At 74.1% G+C, this 16,342-nt stretch carries 15 protein-coding genes; 14 read left to right on the top strand and 1 reads right to left on the bottom strand.

What is annotated here, in order from left to right:
- Positions 1-68: 68 nt before the first annotated feature.
- The 9 genes from ACIQTO_RS24010 (at position 69) to ACIQTO_RS23970 (ending at position 10,054) form a co-directional block, all read left to right on the top strand.
- Positions 69-848, top strand: a complete 780-nt coding sequence (locus ACIQTO_RS24010) for an arylamine N-acetyltransferase (RefSeq protein ID WP_402391537.1) — start codon at positions 69-71, stop codon at positions 846-848.
- Between the two features lie 54 nt (positions 849-902).
- Positions 903-2,246, top strand: coding sequence for an NAD(P)/FAD-dependent oxidoreductase (locus tag ACIQTO_RS24005; RefSeq protein ID WP_402391534.1), 1,344 nt, complete (start codon positions 903-905; stop codon positions 2,244-2,246).
- Positions 2,247-2,433: 187 nt separating this feature from the next.
- Positions 2,434-3,585: a 3-dehydroquinate synthase family protein gene (locus ACIQTO_RS24000; RefSeq protein WP_402391531.1), complete on the top strand. Its 1,152-nt coding sequence runs from the start codon at positions 2,434-2,436 to the stop codon at positions 3,583-3,585.
- Complete coding sequence (locus ACIQTO_RS23995; protein ID WP_402391528.1) at positions 3,582-5,015, top strand: 3-deoxy-7-phosphoheptulonate synthase; 1,434 nt, start codon at positions 3,582-3,584, stop codon at positions 5,013-5,015. The genes ACIQTO_RS24000 and ACIQTO_RS23995 overlap by 4 nt, the downstream gene beginning before the upstream one ends.
- Positions 5,015-5,893: a shikimate dehydrogenase family protein gene (locus tag ACIQTO_RS23990; protein ID WP_402391525.1), complete on the top strand. Its 879-nt coding sequence runs from the start codon at positions 5,015-5,017 to the stop codon at positions 5,891-5,893. The genes ACIQTO_RS23995 and ACIQTO_RS23990 overlap by 1 nt, the downstream gene beginning before the upstream one ends.
- Positions 5,894-6,097: 204 nt before the next feature.
- Positions 6,098-7,258: a 3-amino-5-hydroxybenzoate synthase gene (rifK, locus tag ACIQTO_RS23985; protein ID WP_402391522.1), complete on the top strand. Its 1,161-nt coding sequence runs from the start codon at positions 6,098-6,100 to the stop codon at positions 7,256-7,258.
- Positions 7,255-8,358, top strand: a complete 1,104-nt coding sequence (locus ACIQTO_RS23980) for a Gfo/Idh/MocA family protein (protein WP_402391519.1) — start codon at positions 7,255-7,257, stop codon at positions 8,356-8,358. Before rifK ends, ACIQTO_RS23980 begins: the two co-directional genes overlap by 4 nt.
- Positions 8,355-9,050 carry an HAD-IA family hydrolase gene (locus ACIQTO_RS23975; RefSeq protein WP_402391516.1) on the top strand — a complete coding sequence of 232 codons (696 nt, stop codon included), beginning with the start codon at positions 8,355-8,357 and terminating at the stop codon, positions 9,048-9,050. The genes ACIQTO_RS23980 and ACIQTO_RS23975 overlap by 4 nt, the downstream gene beginning before the upstream one ends.
- A gap of 26 nt (positions 9,051-9,076) precedes the next feature.
- Positions 9,077-10,054 carry an ROK family protein gene (locus tag ACIQTO_RS23970; RefSeq protein WP_402391513.1) on the top strand — a complete coding sequence of 326 codons (978 nt, stop codon included), beginning with the start codon at positions 9,077-9,079 and terminating at the stop codon, positions 10,052-10,054.
- A gap of 92 nt (positions 10,055-10,146) precedes the next feature.
- Here ACIQTO_RS23970 and ACIQTO_RS23965 read toward each other — a convergent pair whose 3' ends face one another.
- Complete coding sequence (locus tag ACIQTO_RS23965; protein WP_402391511.1) at positions 10,147-11,811, bottom strand: bifunctional 3-(3-hydroxy-phenyl)propionate/3-hydroxycinnamic acid hydroxylase; 1,665 nt, start codon at positions 11,809-11,811, stop codon at positions 10,147-10,149.
- A 364-nt stretch (positions 11,812-12,175) separates the two neighbouring features.
- On the opposite strand from ACIQTO_RS23965, the gene ACIQTO_RS23960 reads away from it, so the two are divergent.
- The 5 genes from ACIQTO_RS23960 to ACIQTO_RS23940 all read left to right on the top strand — a co-directional run bounded on the left by ACIQTO_RS23960 (position 12,176) and on the right by ACIQTO_RS23940 (position 16,336).
- The gene (locus ACIQTO_RS23960; protein ID WP_402391508.1) at positions 12,176-12,952 is read left to right on the top strand and encodes a thioesterase II family protein; all 777 of its coding nucleotides are present in this window, start codon (positions 12,176-12,178) and stop codon (positions 12,950-12,952) included.
- A gap of 23 nt (positions 12,953-12,975) precedes the next feature.
- Positions 12,976-14,415: a cation:proton antiporter gene (locus tag ACIQTO_RS23955; RefSeq protein ID WP_402391505.1), complete on the top strand. Its 1,440-nt coding sequence runs from the start codon at positions 12,976-12,978 to the stop codon at positions 14,413-14,415.
- The gene (locus ACIQTO_RS23950; RefSeq protein WP_402391502.1) at positions 14,412-14,858 is read left to right on the top strand and encodes a type II 3-dehydroquinate dehydratase; all 447 of its coding nucleotides are present in this window, start codon (positions 14,412-14,414) and stop codon (positions 14,856-14,858) included. The genes ACIQTO_RS23955 and ACIQTO_RS23950 overlap by 4 nt, the downstream gene beginning before the upstream one ends.
- A gap of 105 nt (positions 14,859-14,963) precedes the next feature.
- Positions 14,964-15,656: an alpha/beta fold hydrolase gene (locus tag ACIQTO_RS23945; RefSeq protein ID WP_402391499.1), complete on the top strand. Its 693-nt coding sequence runs from the start codon at positions 14,964-14,966 to the stop codon at positions 15,654-15,656.
- A gap of 194 nt (positions 15,657-15,850) precedes the next feature.
- On the top strand, positions 15,851-16,336 hold the full coding sequence (locus ACIQTO_RS23940) for an SRPBCC domain-containing protein (RefSeq protein ID WP_402391496.1): 486 nt from the start codon (positions 15,851-15,853) through the stop codon (positions 16,334-16,336).
- The last annotated feature ends 6 nt before the right edge of the window (positions 16,337-16,342 follow it).

Raw genomic sequence — 16,342 nt, 5'->3', positions numbered from 1 at the left:
ACCGGCCCCCGAGCGGGGAACCGGACCGGCCGCCGAGCCGGCCCGCGCACACGAGAGGAGATGACGACATGTTCGACGCGGACGCCTACCTCCGGCGCATCGGTTGCGCCGGGCGGACGGGCGTGGACATCGAGACGCTGCGGACGCTGCACAAGCGGCATCTGATGGCGATCCCGTACAACATCGCCGCCCAGGACTTCACCGACGGCGTCAACCTCGTCGACCTCGACGAGGACGCCGTGTTCGAGACGGCCGTCGTCCAGGGGCGGGGCGGCACCTGCTTCCAGCTGAACCGGCTGTTCTTCCGGCTGCTCGGCGTCCTGGGCTACCAGGTCTCCCTGATGGCGGCCAGCACCGCCGAGGGCAGGGAGAACTTCGGCACCGAGGTCGAGCACATGTTCGTCCGGGTGGCGCTGGACGGCGACGAGTGGCTGGTCGACGTGGGCTACCCGGGACCGTCCTACCTCGAACCACTGCTGGTCACCGACGCGGTGCAGACCCAGTACGGCTGCCAGTACCGGCTGGTGGACAAGGGCGACGGCGACTTCGCGCTGCAGCGCCGGGGGCGGGTGACCCGCTGGAGCGTCGTCTACACCTTCAAGCTGCTGCCCCGCCGGTGGAGCGACTGGAAGGAGTTGGAGGACCGCGCCCGGGAGAACCCGGCCCCGCCCCCCGAGGGGGACATGCAGGGCGTGCTCTACGGCCGGGCGTTCGAGGACGGCCAGGCCGTCCTGAAGGGCCGGCGCCACCTGACGGTCCGGGACGGACGGGAGCGGGTACGCACCGTCGTCGACGACGGCGAGCACCGGGTGCTCGTCGGCACGATCGTGTCCGGGGAACTCCCCTGACGCGCAGGAGCACCATCCGCAGGCGATGTACGACAAATTCTGGAAGGGAATCCAATGGCGAAGAACTCGGCTGATGTGGTTGTCATCGGCGGCGGCCCGGCCGGCGCGGTCAGCGCCTTTGTCCTGGCCAAGCAGGGCCATTCCGTGGTGCTCCTGGAGCGCGACGAGTTTCCGCGCTTTCACATAGGCGAGTCCCTGCTGCCCTACATGATGGGCCTTTTCGACCGGATCGGTCTGCGTGAGGCGCTGGAGACCAGGGGCTACGTCCCGAAGTTCGGTGGCGAATTCATCGACCCGACGGAGAAGAAGTTCTTCTCCGGGGTCTTCCGCGCGGACTTCAGCAAGCAGGGCGAGGGGCGCTTCGACCGCGCCTTCCAGGTCGAGCGCGCCCGGTTCGACGCGATGCTCGTCGAGGAGGCGGCCAAGGCCGGTGCGGAGGTCCACCTCGGCGCCGGCGTCAAGGACCTGCTGATGGAGGGCGACCGGATGGTCGGCGTCAGCTACGAGAAGGACGGCGAGGAGCACGAGGTCCGGGCGTCCTACGTGATCGACGCCAGCGGCCGGGCCGGGCGCATCGCCAACAAGTTCGGGCTCCGCAAGACGCTGGAGAAGCTCCGGATGGTCGGGGTGTTCCGGCACTACGAGGGCCTCGACGAGAAGCACAACCTCGGTGCCGAGGGCGACATCCAGGTCGGCGCGCACAACGACGGCTGGGTGTGGGCGATCCCGATCTCCAAGGAGGTCATCAGCGTCGGCACCGTGATGCCGCGCGACGTGTTCCGCGCGAGCACGCCGGAGGCGGCGTTCGACGAGCACCTGAACCGGGTGCCGCGGATCACCGCGCGACTGACCGGCACCCGCCCCAGCATGGACCTCAAGATCGAGACGGACTACTGCTACCACGCGGACACCGTCACCGGCCCCGGCTGGGTCATGGTCGGCGACGCGGGCTGCTTCGGCGACCCGATGTTCTCCGGCGGGGTGCTCGTCGCGACGGCCACCGCCACCCGCGCCGCCGAGACGATCGACGCGGCGCTGAAGGCCCCGGCCGACGCCGACGCGCTGATCGACGAGTACGCGAACTACTTCAAGACCGGGTACGACACCTACATCCGGCTCATCCACGCCTTCTACGACGGCGAGCTGGTCTCGGTGGCCGCCGACGCCGGCCGGACCACCTCCCGCGACGCGCTGGAGCGCTACCTGATCCGCCTGATCGGCGGCGACTTCTGGAGCGAGCACAACGCGGTGGCGCAGGAGATGCGCCGCCGGCCGGAGTGGGACACCTTCGCGCCGTTCCAGCGGGTCTTCGGCTGCCCCTCGTACCCGCAGCTGGACGAGCACGACCGCAAGGAGCGGGCCGAGGCCCGCATCCTGCGGGTGACCACCGGCCAGTAACGGCCGGCGCGCCCCCCGCACGCCCGGGATCCCGGCGGCCGACCGCCGCCGGGGCCCCGGGCGCGGCCCCGGGGCGCGCGCACCCCGGCTGACAGCAAGCGCGACACCGAGCAGCACGCGCACCGCCGAGCGGGCGCGCACCACCGAACAGTCGGCGTGCTACGTCTACAGAACAGGTTGAAGCGGCGTGAGAGAACAAGTTCCGGTGCGCATCGGCGACCGTTCGTACGACGTGCTCATCGGCCCGGGAGTGCGTTCCTCCTTGGCCGAGGTGATCCGGGGCCTCGGCGCCCGGCGGGTGGCGGTGGTGTCGGCGCGGCCCGCGGAGTGGGTCCCCGACACCGGTGTCGAGACCCTGCTGCTGCCCGCCCGGGACGGTGAGCCGGACAAGAACCTCGCCACCGTCGAGGCGCTCTGCGCGGCGTTCGTGCGGTTCGGCCTCACCCGGTCCGACGCCGTGGTCTCCTGCGGCGGCGGCACGACCACCGACGTGGTCGGCCTGGCGGCGGCGCTCTACCACCGCGGCGTGCCCGTCGTGCACCTGCCGACCACGCTGCTCGCCCAGGTGGACGCCAGTGTCGGCGGCAAGACGGCGGTCAACCTGCCGTCCGGCAAGAACCTGGTGGGCGCCTACTGGCAGCCCGCCGCGGTGCTCTGCGACACCGACTACCTGTCGACGCTGCCGCGCCGCGAACTGCTCAACGGGCTGGGCGAGATCGCCCGCTGCCACTTCATCGGCGCCGGTGACCTGCGCCCCCTCGGGCTGGCGGACCGGATCGCGGCCAGCGTGACCCTCAAGGCCGGCATCGTCTCGGCCGACGAGCGCGACACCGGGCCGCGGCACCTGCTCAACTACGGCCACACCCTGGGCCACGCCCTGGAGGTGGCCACCGACTTCGCGCTGCGCCACGGTGAGGCGGTCGCCGTCGGCACCGTCTTCGCGGGTCTGCTCGCGGGCGTCCTGGACCGGATCGACCCGGCCCGGGTGGACGAGCACCGGGAGGTCGTCGCCTCCTACGGCCTGCCGGGCGCGCTGCCCGAGGGCGTGGACCCGGCCGAACTGGTCCGCCTGATGCGCCGGGACAAGAAGGCCCTCAGCGGGCTCGCCTTCGTCCTGGACGGCCCCGAGGGCGCGGCACTGGTCCACGACGTGCCCGAGTGGGCCGTCGAGGAGGCCCTGGCACGGATGCCGCGGCAGCCGCTCGCCCGGCTGATCGGGCAGGACGGCGACGGGCAGGACGGCGACGGGCACGACGGCGACGGGCACGACGGCCACGGGTACGAGGGTGACGGGCACGAGGGTGACGGATCCGCCGGCACGGGAGCAGCGGTGGCATGAGCTACTCACCACAGCCGCCCGCCGGCCGGGCCCCGGAGCGGACCGGGCACCCGCAGGACCGGCCGCTCGCCGACCGCCTCGCCGCCGCGCTGGCCCGCCCCGCCGCGCAGCAGCCCCGCTGGCCGGACCGGGCCCGGGCCCGGGAGGTGGTCGGCCGGCTGCGCACCGCCGCCCCGATCGTGGCGCCCGCCGAGACCGCGCGGCTGTCCGAACGGCTCGCGGCCGTCGCCCGGGGCGAGGCCTTCCTGCTCCAGAGCGGGGACTGCGCGGAGACCTTCGCCGACAACACCGAGCCGCACCTGCGCGCCAACCTGGGCCTGTTGAAGCGGATGGCCCTGGTGTTCAGCCATGCCACCGGGCTGCCGGTGGTGCCGGTCGCCCGGGCCGCCGGCCAGTACGCCAAGCCGCGCTCCCAGCAGGTCGACGGCCAGGGCCTGCCGGTCTACCGCGGCGACATCGTCAACGGCGTCGAGCCCACCCTCGCCGCCCGCACGCCGGACCCGGAGCGGATGCTGCGGGCCCACGCCGAGGCCGCCCGCACGGTGGCCACCGCCCGCCGGCTCTGCCGCGAGGACCTGGGGGACCCGCACGCGCTGCACGCCGAGAACCTCCGCTTCGTCCACAGCTCGCCCGCGGGCGGCCGGTACGCGCCGGCGGTCGAGGAGATCGGCCGCGGCCTGCGCCTCATGTCGGCCCTCGGGGCGCGCGGGCGGACGGCGCGGCAGAGCGAGATCTACGTCAGTCACGAGGCCCTGCTGCTGGACTACGAGAGCGCCGTGCTCCAGGTGGCCGAGGACGGGCCGGAGCCGCTGTTCTCCAGCGGACTGGCGCACTTCCTCTGGATCGGGGAGCGGACCCGCGGCCCGGACGACGCGCACATCGCCTTCGCGGAGCTGCTGGCCAACCCGATCGGGGTGAAGATCGGCCCGGGGACCACGCCCGAGCAGGCGGTCGAGTACGCGCGCCGGCTCGACCCGCACGGCACGCCCGGCCGGCTGACGCTGATCAGCCGGATGGGGCACGCACGGGTGCGCGAGGTGCTTCCGCCGATCGTCGAGAAGGTCACCGCCTCCGGTCACCAGGTGGTCTGGCAGTGCGACCCGATGCACGGCAACTCCCGCACGGCGGACAACGGGTACAAGACCCGCCACGTCGACCACGTCGTCGAGGAGATCGCCGGCTTCCTCGACGTGCACCGGGCGCTCGGCACCCACCCCGGCGGCCTCCACCTGGAGGCGACCGGCGAGGACGTCACCGAGTGCCTCGGCGGTGCCCGGGGGATCGCCGAGCACGATCTGCCCGGCCGCTACCGGACCGCCTGCGACCCGCGCCTGAACGCCGAGCAGTCGATGGAACTCGCCTTCACCGTCGCCGAGTTGTTCGCCGATCTGTTCCCGCCGGGCACCGCGCCCCGCCCCGAGAGGCCCTGATGACCGACACCCCGCGGAGCACCCCGCAGCCCGCCGGCACCCCGCGGCCCGCACCCGCCCCGCAGCCCGCCGACACCCCGCGGGGCGTGCCCATCAGCGGTGCCACCCGCCTGTACGCCGTGCTCGGCGACCCGGTCGCCCAGGTCCAGTCACCCGGGCTGCTGAACCCGCTGTTCGCCCGGCTGGGCATCGACGCGGTGCTCGTCCCGGTGCACGCCCGGCCGGCCGACCTGGCGACGGTGGTCCGCGGCCTGCAGCGGGTCGGCAACCTGGACGGCCTGTTCGTCACCGTGCCGCACAAGGCCGCCGCCGCCGGGCTCGCCGACCGGCGCAGCCGCACGGTGGAGATCACCGGCACCGCCAACGTCCTGCGCCGCGAACCGGACGGCGGCTGGCTCGCGGAGAACTTCGACGGCTCCGGCTTCGTGGCGGGCCTGGCCCTGGCCGGCCACGACGTCCGCGGCCGCCGGGTCGCGCTGGCCGGCGCCGGCGGGGCGGGCAGCGCCATCGCGGCCGCCGTGCTCGCGGCCGGCGCGGAGCGGCTCGCCGTCACCGACCCGGACGGGCCCCGGCTGGCCGCGCTCGTGGCCCGGCTGGCCGAGCACTGGCCCGGCCGGGTCCGTGCCGCGGCCGAACCGCCCCTGCGCGACAGCGACATCGCGGTGAACGCCAGCCCGCTGGGCCTGCGCCCCGGCGACCCGCTGCCGTTCCGCCCGGACGCCCTCGCGCCCGGCGGCGTGGTGGCGGACATCATCATGAAACCGAGGGAGACGCCACTGCTGCGGCAGGCGGCCGCCCTGGGGTTCGACGTCCATCACGGAATCCACATGCTGAACGGTCAAGTGGACGAGTACCGCGCATTCTTCGGGCTGCGCTGACCGGTGATCAGCAGGTCGGGGCCGACGACTACCAGACCGAGGGATGTGGGGCGCCGAGGGCGGCGCCTACTGTGAGGCCGCAATACCTTGCGTGAAATCCCAGGGGCCATTGTTCCGCTGTTCCGTCGGCCACGCGCCCCGCCCGCTCAATCCGCCCGGCAGTCCAAAAGCGGAGACCAGTTCGCAGCGGAGATTTGGAGAGACATGAACGCGCGACCGGCACCGGAATTCCCCTCCTGGCCGCAGTACGACGACGACGAGCGGAGCGGCCTGATACGCGCTCTGGAGCAGGGCCAGTGGTGGCGCATGGGCGGGGACGAGGTGAACTCCTTCGAGCGTGAGTTCGCCGACTACCACGGTGCGCCGCACGCCCTGGCGGTCACCAACGGCACGCACGCCCTGGAGCTGGCGCTGCAGTGTCTGGGGGCCGGTCCCGGCACCGAGGTCATCGTGCCGGGCTTCACCTTCATCTCCTCCTCCCAGGCCGCCCAGCGGCTCGGCGCGGTCGCCGTCCCCGTCGACGTCGACCCCGTCACCTACAACATCGACGTGGCCGCCGCGGCCGCCGCCGTCACCCCGCGGACCCGGGTGATCATGCCCGTCCACATGGCCGGACTCATCGCCGACATGGACGCCCTCGGCAAGCTCTCCGAGGACACCGGGGTACCGCTGCTCCAGGACGCCGCGCACGCGCACGGCGCGCGCTGGCAGGGCAAGCGGGTCGGCGAGCTCGGCTCGGTGGCCGCCTTCAGCTTCCAGAACGGCAAGCTGATGACCGCCGGCGAGGGCGGCGCCCTGCTGTTCCCCGAGTCGGAGCTGTACGAGGCCGCCTTCCTACGCCACAGCTGCGGCCGGCCGCGCACCGACCGCCGGTACTTCCACCAGATCGCCGGCACCAACATGCGGCTCAACGAGTTCTCGGCGTCCGTGCTCCGCGCCCAGCTGCGCCGCCTGGACGCCCAGACGGAGCTGCGCGAGCAGCGCTGGAACCTGCTGTCCGGCCTGCTCGGCGCGATCGACGGCATCGTCCCCCAGGGCACCGACCCGCGGGCCGACCGCAACTCGCACTACATGGCGATGTTCCGCGTCCCCGGCATCTCCGAGGAGGGCCGCAACGAGCTGGTGGACCGCCTGGTCGACGCCGGCCTGCCGGCCTTCGCCGCGTTCCGCGCGATCTACCGCACCGACGCGTTCTGGGAGACCGCCGCCCCCGAGGAGAGCCCGGAGGCGGTCGCCGAGCGCTGCCCCAACACCGAGGCCATCAGCGCGGACTGCGTCTGGCTGCACCACCGCGTCCTGCTCGCCTCGGAGGACGCCCTGCACGCCACGGCCGGGATCATCGCCGACGCAGTGGCAGCCCTGTGAGGCTTCGCACCGCCGTCGTCGGGCTCGGCTGGGCCGGCCGGGAGCTCTGGCTCTCGCGGCTCAGGACACACGAGGACTTCGACGTCGTCGCCGTCGTCGACCCCGACCCGGCGCTGCGGGCGGCGGTCGGTGAGGCGACGGGCATCCCCGCCCACGCGGCGGTGGACGCCCTCGACAGCCGCGACGTCGACGTCGCGGTCGTCGCGGTGCCCAACCACCTGCACGCCGAGGTGGCCGCGGCGCTGCTGCGGCGCGGCCTCTCGGTCTTCCTGGAGAAGCCGGTCTGCCTGACCGGCGCCGAGGCCGACACCCTGGCGCGGGCCGAGCACGGCGGCGGCATGCTGCTGGCCGGCAGCGCCGCCCGCCACCGCGCCGATGTCCGCGAACTGGCCGGGCTCGTCCCCGGGCTGGGGCGGGTGCGGCACGTCGACCTGGCCTGGGTGCGGGCGCGCGGCGTGCCGAAGGCCGGCGGCTGGTTCACCCAGCGCAGCAAGTCCGGCGGCGGCGTGCTGGTCGACCTCGGCTGGCACCTGCTGGACGCGCTGGCCTCCCTGGTCGGCCCGGCCGAGTTCGCCCAGGTGGTCGGCTCGACCTCCGACGACTTCGTCAACGTCGGCGCGTGGTCCGCCGCCTGGCGCCAGGACCGGCCCGCCGACGCGCTCGCGGGCGACGTGGAGGACACCGCCCGCGGCTTCCTGATCCGCGAGGACGGCATCTCCGTCGCGCTGCGGGCCAGTTGGGCCTCGCACGAGGCCCTGGACGTCTCGCGGATCCTGGTCGAGGGCAGCGCCGGCAGCGCGGAGCTGCGCTGCACCTTCGGCTTCAGCCCCAACCGGCAGCCGGAGCCCGTCCTGACCCTGACGCAGGAGGGCACCACCCGTCGGATCCCGGTGCCCGCCGAGCCGATCGGGGCCGAGTACCGGCGTCAACTGGACGGCCTCGCCGCGCTCCTGGCCGATCCCGCGAACCGCGGCCGGGCCATCGCGCAGGCGCGTGGCACGGTCCAGCTCATCGAGAGTTTCTACGAGTCGGCCCGCGTTGCCGGCCGGGCGCGATCCGCCCGCCCGGCGACCACCCACGAGGAGGTGAGGACCTCATGACCGCCACATCGGCACACGGGTCCGCCACGACCACCGACAGACCAGCACACCCCCGGCGAGCGGTCGTCTTCGACCTGGACGGGGTCATCGTCGACAGCTTCGCGGTGATGGGCCAGGCCTTCGCCATCGCCTACGCCGAGGTGGTCGGGGACGGCCCGGCGCCGTTCGAGGAGTACCAGCGCCACCAGGGCCGCTACTTCCCCGACATCATGCGGATCATGGGGCTGCCACTGGAGATGGAGGCGCCCTTCGTCCGCGAGAGCTACCGGCTCGCGCACCAGGTGCAGGTCTTCGACGGCGTCGTCGAGCTGCTCCAGGAACTCCGCGACCGGGGGCTGCGGCTGGCCGTGGCCACCGGCAAGGCCGGCGACCGGGCCCGCTCGCTGCTCGACGGCCTCGGCCTGCTCCCGTACTTCGCCCATGTGATCGGCTCCGACGAGGTGGCCCGGCCCAAGCCCGCCCCCGACATCGTGCTGCGCGCGCTGGAACTGCTGGACGTGCCCGCCGAGCAGGCCATCATGATCGGTGACGCGCCGACCGACCTCGCCAGCGCCCGCGGCGCCGGCGTCGCCTCGGCCGCCGCCCTCTGGGCCGGGCCCGACGAGGCGGAGCTGCTCGCGGCCGGCCCCGACGTGGTGCTGCGCCGCCCGGCCGAGCTCCTCGCCCTCTGCCCGGCCCTGACCGGGCGCTGACCCGACCGCACCGGAGGCGGCACACCATGCGGACCCGCGACGGCGGACCGGGCCACGGCACCGGGCAGCCCGCCGAGGGACGCGCCGACGGCGCGCCCCGCTACCTCGGCATCGACATCGGCGGGACCAAGGTCGCCCTCCGGACGGAGTCGGCGACCGGCCCGGCCGAGGAGACCGCCTTCGCCTGGGGCCCGCGCCGCGGCGCCGACCACGACCTGGCCCGGCTCGCCGAGTGCGTGGGCACGCTGACGACCCGGACGGGTGAGCCGTTCCGGGCCGTCGGCGTCGCGGTGCCCGCCACCGTCGGCCCGGACGAGCGGGTCACCGCCTGGCCCAGCCGGTCGGAGTGGACCGGCCTGCCGCTGGGCCCGGCGCTGCGCGCGCTCTTCCCCGGGGCGGCCGTCGCCTGGGCGGACGACGGCGACCTGGCGGCCCTCGCCGAGGCCGGGGCGGCGGACTGCGCGGACCTGCTCTACCTGGGCGTCGGCACCGGCATCGGCGGTGGCCTCGTGCTCGGCGGCCGGCTCTGCCCCGGGCCGGACCGGGGCTCCTTCGAGCTCGGCCACCTGGTCGTCGAACTCGACGGCCCCACCTGTGTCTGCGGCCGCCGGGGGTGCCTTCAGGCGACCGCCTCCGGGCCCGCCACCCTCGGGCGCGCGGCGCTGCTGCGCGGCGCTCCCGTCACCTTCGACGAGCTGCGGGCGGGGCTGCGCGACGGGCGGACCTGGGCCGTCACGGCGCTCGACCGGACCGGCTACGCCCTGGCCGCCGCCATCACCGGCGTCACCGAACTGCTCCACCCCCGGCTCGCCGTACTCGGCGGCGGCTTCGCGGCCGGTGTCCCCGGGCTCGTCGACCGGGTGGCCGGCCACCTCGCCGGGTTCGCCCGGCCGGGCGTGCCCCCGTTGCCGGTCGCCCCGGCCCGCCTGGGCGGCCTCTCCTCGCTGCGCGGTGCCGTGCTGCTCGCGCGTCGGCAGGAGGGCCGGCCGGACGGCGTCCGGTGACGGTCCGTCCGGCGCCGCCGCGCCGGGAGCACGACCACGCCGCACGGCACGGCCCGTCCGGACCCACCCGGTCCGGACGGGCCGTCGTCGGCTCAGCCCCCGTGGCCCGCCGGCACGGCGGCCTCCAGCCGGGCCCGCAGCTCGTCCACCAGGGCGGCCGCGCCCTCCGGGCCCCCGGCCGCGCCGAACACGTGGTAGTCCGGGCGCACCAGCAGCGCACTCGCCCCGTACCGGGCCAGATACGCCCCGTAGACGCCGTCCACGTCCACCACCTCGACCGTCCCGGCGTCACCGGCCGCCCGCTCGGGGCCCGTCGCGCCGCCTCCGTCGGGGGCCGGGCCGCCCGGCAGCAGACGCACCACGTGCGCCTCCAGGCCGGCCAGGAAGGACAGCCGCTCCGCCCCCAGCCGGGCCTGGGCCCCGGCCGCGAGCAGCAGCACGAAGCCGCGCCCGACCACCTCGTCGAACAGGCCGCTGCCATCGGGGCCCGCCACCGCCCCCTGCGGTACCACCTCGCCGGCCGGCCGGACCGGCCCGTCCCCGCCGGCGCGGTACAGCAGGCCCTCGCCGAGCGGCCTGGCCGGCTCCGGCCGGGTCGGCCCCCGGCCGCGTCGGTTGGCCAGCACCGTGGCGTCCCGCTCGGCGGCGGCCGCCGGGTCCGTCACGCAGATCACCCGGCCCAGTTGGACCGAGGCCAGGATCGACTCCTTGACCTGCGCCCGGCGCTCCTCGGTGTAGCTGTCCAGCACCGTGTCGTCGGCGAGGCCGCGCAGGACCAGGTCCAGCTTCCAGGACAGGTTGACCACGTCCCGGATGCCCGAGCACATGCCCTGCCCGGCGAACGGCGGCATCAGGTGGGCCGCGTCGCCGGCCAGCAGCACGCGCCCCACCCGCCACTGGTCGGCCCACCTGGCCTGGAACATGTAGGTGGTGCTGCGCAGCAGGGTGGCGGTCCCGGGGGTGACCCCGAACGGGGCCAGCAGCCGCCACGCCGTCTCCTCACGGTTCAGCTCGGCGGCCCGCTCGCCCGGCAGCCGCATGAACTCCCAGCGCCGGTGCCCGGGGCCGCTGCCCACCAGGGTGGTGGGCCGGGCCGGGTCGCAGATCTGCACGTTGGTCGGCACGAACGCCCGGGGTTCGCGCAGCTCGACGTCGCACAGCAGCCACTCGTAGGAGAACCCGAGGTCGGTGACGGGGACGTCGAGGTGCTCCCGGACGAAGCTGTTGGCGCCGTCGCACCCCACCACCCAGCGGGCCGAGACGCTCCGCAGCGCGCCGTCCTCGTCCTCGGCCGTCACCACGACCCGGTCGGCCTGCTCGGTGATGCCGACGACCTGCCGGCCGCGCTCCACGGTGACCCCGGGCAGCCGCGCCGCCCGGGTGGCGAGCAGCTCCTCCAGGGCGGGCTGGTGCATGGTGTTGGCGTCCGGCCAGCCGTACGGGCCGCGCGGCCGGAACTCGATGTCCAGCAGGGTCTCGCCGCTCGCCGTGCGCCACTGGTAGCCGGAGGCCGGTTCGGTGATCCGGTCCAGGTCCGGGCCGATGCCGCAGGCGGCGAGCAGCCGGGCGGTCTCCCCGTCGAAGCTGGTGGCCCGGGGCAGCGTGTACGGGCGGCGGCGGCGTTCCAGCACGGTCGTCCGCCAGCCGCGCCGGGCGAGCAGGACGGACAGCGCGGCCCCGACCGGCCCGTTGCCGACGACGACCACGTCCGTGTCCGTCGGGCCGGTCGGGGGCTCGTGCGGTGACACCTTGGGCATAGGGACCCCTCATCGCAGGGAGGCGGCGGACCGGTGCGGACCGGTGCACGGCGGATGGGCACGGCGGCGGGACCACGGCGGAGAAGCGGGGGAGGTGCTCTGCCCGGACGCCGTGGCGGCTGTGCGCGGCAACGGGGCGCGACAGCCCTGACAGGAACATCGGAAGACTACTATCGCGGCCTGCGGAAAGCGTCAACGTCCGCCCCGGGCCACCAGATCGGGGGATACCCCGACGGGCCCGGACCGGCTTAGTCTGCCCACGTCCCGAACAAACCGAGGACCCGTGCGGAGTCCGCCCACCATCGCCGATCGGCCTGTGCTGGGGAACGTGCCACGGACCGATGCCCGAAGGGAACCTCTCGGCATGGCGCAAGCGACGGCCCAGTACCAGAAGTGGGTCAGTGTCTTCCATCCGGCGCCGAACAGCGCCGTCCGGCTCGTCTGCCTGCCCTACGCGGGCGGGTCGGCGAGCTTCTTCTTCCCGGTGTCGCGGGCGCTCGCCCCGAAGGGGATCGAGGTGCTGGCCGTCCAGTACCCGGGCCGCCAGACCCGGCACCAGGAGCCGGGCATCGACAACATCCCCGACTTCGCCGACCAGATCTTCGCGGCGCTGCGGCACCTGGACGACAAGCCGCTGGCGCTGTTCGGCCACAGCATGGGCGCGGTGCTCGCGTACGAGGTGGCCCTGCGGATGCGGCGGGCCGGGCTGCCGACGCCGGTCCGGCTGTTCGCCTCCGGCCGGCGCGCGCCGTCCCGCTACCGCGACGAGAAGGTCCACACCGGCTCGGACGAGGACGTGGTGGCCGAGCTGAAGACGCTGAGCGGCACCAGCCAGGTGATGCTGGCCGACCCGGAGATCCTGGCGATGATCCTGCCGGCGATCCGCAGCGACTACACGGCCGTCGAGCGCTACCGGCACGACCCCGGCCAGGAGTTGGACTGCCCGGTGACGGTGCTCACCGGCGACGCCGACCCCCGGGTGTCGATCGACGAGGCGCGGGCCTGGGAAGAGCACACCACCGGGCCGACCGAGCTGGAGGTCCTCGCCGGCGGGCACTTCTTCCTCGCCGACCGGAGCGCCCAGGTGATCGAGATCGTGGCCCGGAGACTGACCGGGCAGGGCGTCGCAACCAATCGCTGAACCATCTCCCGGAATAGGTCGACATGCGAACCGCCGCACCCGTGCCGACGATCGGCCAGCATTCGCTCCTGGTGTTCCTCCTCCAAATAGCCGTCCTGCTGCTGCTGGCGCTCGTCCTCGGACGGCTGGCGCAGCGCTTCAACCTGCCCGCGGTCGCCGGCGAGCTGTGCGCGGGGGTGGTCCTCGGGCCGTCGATCCTCGAACCCCTGCTGCCCGGCTTCTCCGACTGGCTGCTGCCGCAGAAGCCCGACCAGATGCACCTCCTGGACGCCGTCGGCCAGCTCGGTGTGCTGCTGCTGGTCGGCGTCACCGGCGCGGAGCTGAAGTTCGGCCTGGTGCGGCGGCGCGGTCTCACCGCCGCCCGGGTCAGCATCGCCGGTCTGCTGCTGCCGCTGGGCCTCGGGATCGGCACCGGCTACCTGCTGCCCCGCTCGTTCCTGCCGGCCCACGCGGACCCGGCGGTCTTCGCGCTCTTCCTCGGCGTGGCGATGTGCGTCACCGCGATCCCCGTGATCGCCAAGACCCTGCTGGACATGAAGCTCCTGCACCGCGACATCGGCCAGCTGATCCTCGCCGCCGGGGTGGTCGACGACGTGGTGGGCTGGTTCCTGCTCTCCGTCGTCTCGGCGATGGCCACCGCCGGGCTGACCGCCGGTGTCGTCACCACCTCGATCCTGTACCCGATCGGGGTGGTGGTCTTCGCCTTCCTGATCGGCCGTCCGCTGGTCGGCGCGGCGCTGCGGGCGGCCGGGCGGTCGGAGAGCCCGGCGCCCACCATCGCCACCGCCGTGGTGCTGGTGCTGTTCAGCGCGGCGGCGACGCAGGCGATGCACCTGGAGGCCATCTTCGGCGCCTTCGTCTGCGGTGTCCTGATCGGCACCAGCGGCCAGTTGGACAGCGAGAAGCTCGCTCCGCTGCGGACCACGGTGCTGGCCTTCCTGGCCCCGCTCTTCTTCGCGACCGCCGGTCTGCGGATGGACCTCACCGCCCTGGGCCGCCCGGTCGTGCTGGGCGCCGCCGTCGCGGTGCTCGCGGTGGCGATCTTCGGCAAGTTCGCGGGCGCCTTCATCGGGGCCCGGCTCAGCCGGCTGAACCGGTGGGAGGCGCTGGCGCTCGGCGCCGGTATGAACTCCCGCGGCGTCGTCGAGGTGATCGTGGCGATGACCGGCCTGCGGCTCGGCGTCCTGAACACCGAGACCTACACCATCATCGTCCTCGTCGCGATCGTGACCTCGCTGATGGCGCCGCCCATCCTGCGGTACGCGATGACCCGCGCCGAGGAGGTCGCCGGGGCCGAACTCGGCCTGGGCGACAAGCACGCCGACCCGGCGCAGGCCTCCGACCCGGCGCAGGCCTCCGACCGGGCACCGTCTCCCGACCGGGCGCAGCCCCCCGGCCCGGCGCAGGCCCCCGACCGGGCGCCCCGCGCGATCCGCGTCTCCGACCAGCGAGGTGACTCATGAGTACCACCATGCTTCTCCTGAACGGCCCCAACCTCGGCATCCTCGGCCGGCGCGAGCCGGAGATCTACGGCACCGACACGCTGGCCGACATCGAGAAGGCCGTCGCCGAGGAGGTGAGCGGCCGGGGCTGGGACGTCCGCTCCATCCAGCACGACTCGGAGGGCGACCTCGTCCGGGCCATCCACGAGCACAGCCTCAGCAGCGTCGGCGCCGTCGTCAACCCCGGTGCCCTGATGATCGCCGGCTGGAGCCTGCGCGACGCCCTGGCGGCCTACCCGCGGCCCTGGGTCGAGGTGCACCTGAGCAATGTGTGGGCGCGCGAGCAGTTCCGGCACGAGTCGGTGATCGCCCCGCTGGCCGGCGGTGTGGTGGTCGGCCTCGGCGCGTTCGGCTACCGCCTGGCGGCCCAGGCCCTGATGCACCTGACCGCCGCCGACCGGTGACGGCCGGTCGGGCCCGCCCGGCCCGTTCGCGTCCCGTGCGTCGAGAGGCACCCCCGGCCCACCCGGCCCGCCCGCATCCCGTGCGTTGAGAGGAAGACCCGGCCCATGAGGCTCAAGCTCCACGAAGTCGGCGACGGCGACAAGGTCGCGCTGCTCGTCCACAGCATCATCTCCTCCGCGGACACCTGGAGCCGGGTGGCACCCCGGCTGGCCGAACGCGGCTACCGGGTGATCATGCCGGACCTGCGCGGCCACGGCGACAGCCCGCACGCCGACACCTACACGCCGGAGGTGCTCGCCGCCGACCTGGTGGAGTCGCTGCCGGCCGGTGCCGACCTGGCGATCGGTCACTCGTTCGGCGCCTCGGTGCTCTCGCTGGCGGTGGCGGGGCTGCGCCCGGCCAAGGTCGTCTACAGCGACCCCGCCTGGCGGTTCACCGAGAAGGCGGTGGGGGAGATCCGGGAGTTCGCCCGGTTCACCAAGGTGGCGACCGCTGACGCCATCCGTCCGATGTTCCCCCGCTGGGCACCCGAGGACATCGAGGCCGAGCTCGCCGGGTACGCGCGCTGGGACGTCACGGCCGTCGACTGGCTGGAGAGCACGCACGACTACGTCCCCGCCCGGCCGGTCGTGCCGTCGCTGGTCCAGGGCGCCGGCGACCACCACCTCGTCCCGGACGAGCTGGCCGCGACGCTGCGCGCGAGCGGGTTCGAGGTGCGGTACGTCCCGGACACCGGTCACTGCATCCACCGGGACGACCTGGACGGCTTCCTGGCGTCGCTCGACGGCTGGGTCTGATCCTGTGGACGAAGGAAGTTGACGGTCATTCAGGCCGGTCGGGCGGCGACACGACGAGGTCCCCGTCCGACCGGCCGAGTGGTGATCGGCCTGCGTGGTAGTGTCGCCGAGTGAGCTCTGGCCGCCTTGATCACACCAGTGAAGGCACTTCCCCGACCGGCGGAGAATCGCAGGTCGTCCACGGTTCGTTCGCCTTGCGGGTCGACTTCTCGGCGCCACCGGAGCGGGTCTTCGCGGCCTTCGCCGAGCCCGCGCTGCGCACCCGCTGGTTCCGCCTCCCCGGCTCCTCGAAGAACGCCACCCACGCGCTGGACTTCCGGGTCGGCGGCAGTGAGGTGGCGGCCAACCTGTTCGTCTCCGGGGACATCGAGGAGCGGCTCGAATACCGCTCCCGGTTCCACGACATCGTGCCCGACGAGCGCATCGTCTACGTCTACGAGGCCCATGTGGACGGCCTGCGCCGCTGGGTCTCCCTGGTGACGGTCGAACTCGCCGCCGAGGGCGGCGGATCGCGGCTCGACTGGAACGAGCAGTTCGCGTACCTGGTGCTGAGCGGGGACGGCACCCAGGACACCGCCCACCTCCGGGGCGGGACGAGGCTGCTGCTCAACGGCCTGTCCGGCGTCGTCGAGCCGGAGCGCTACCGGGGCCTGTCGAAGATCCGCCCCGACATCGGCTGATCCGCC

Source organism: Kitasatospora sp. NPDC091207 (assembly GCF_044768625.1).
Classification (GTDB): Bacteria; Actinomycetota; Actinomycetes; order Streptomycetales; family Streptomycetaceae; genus Kitasatospora.
This window is presented reverse-complemented; position numbering and strand designations above follow the sequence as displayed.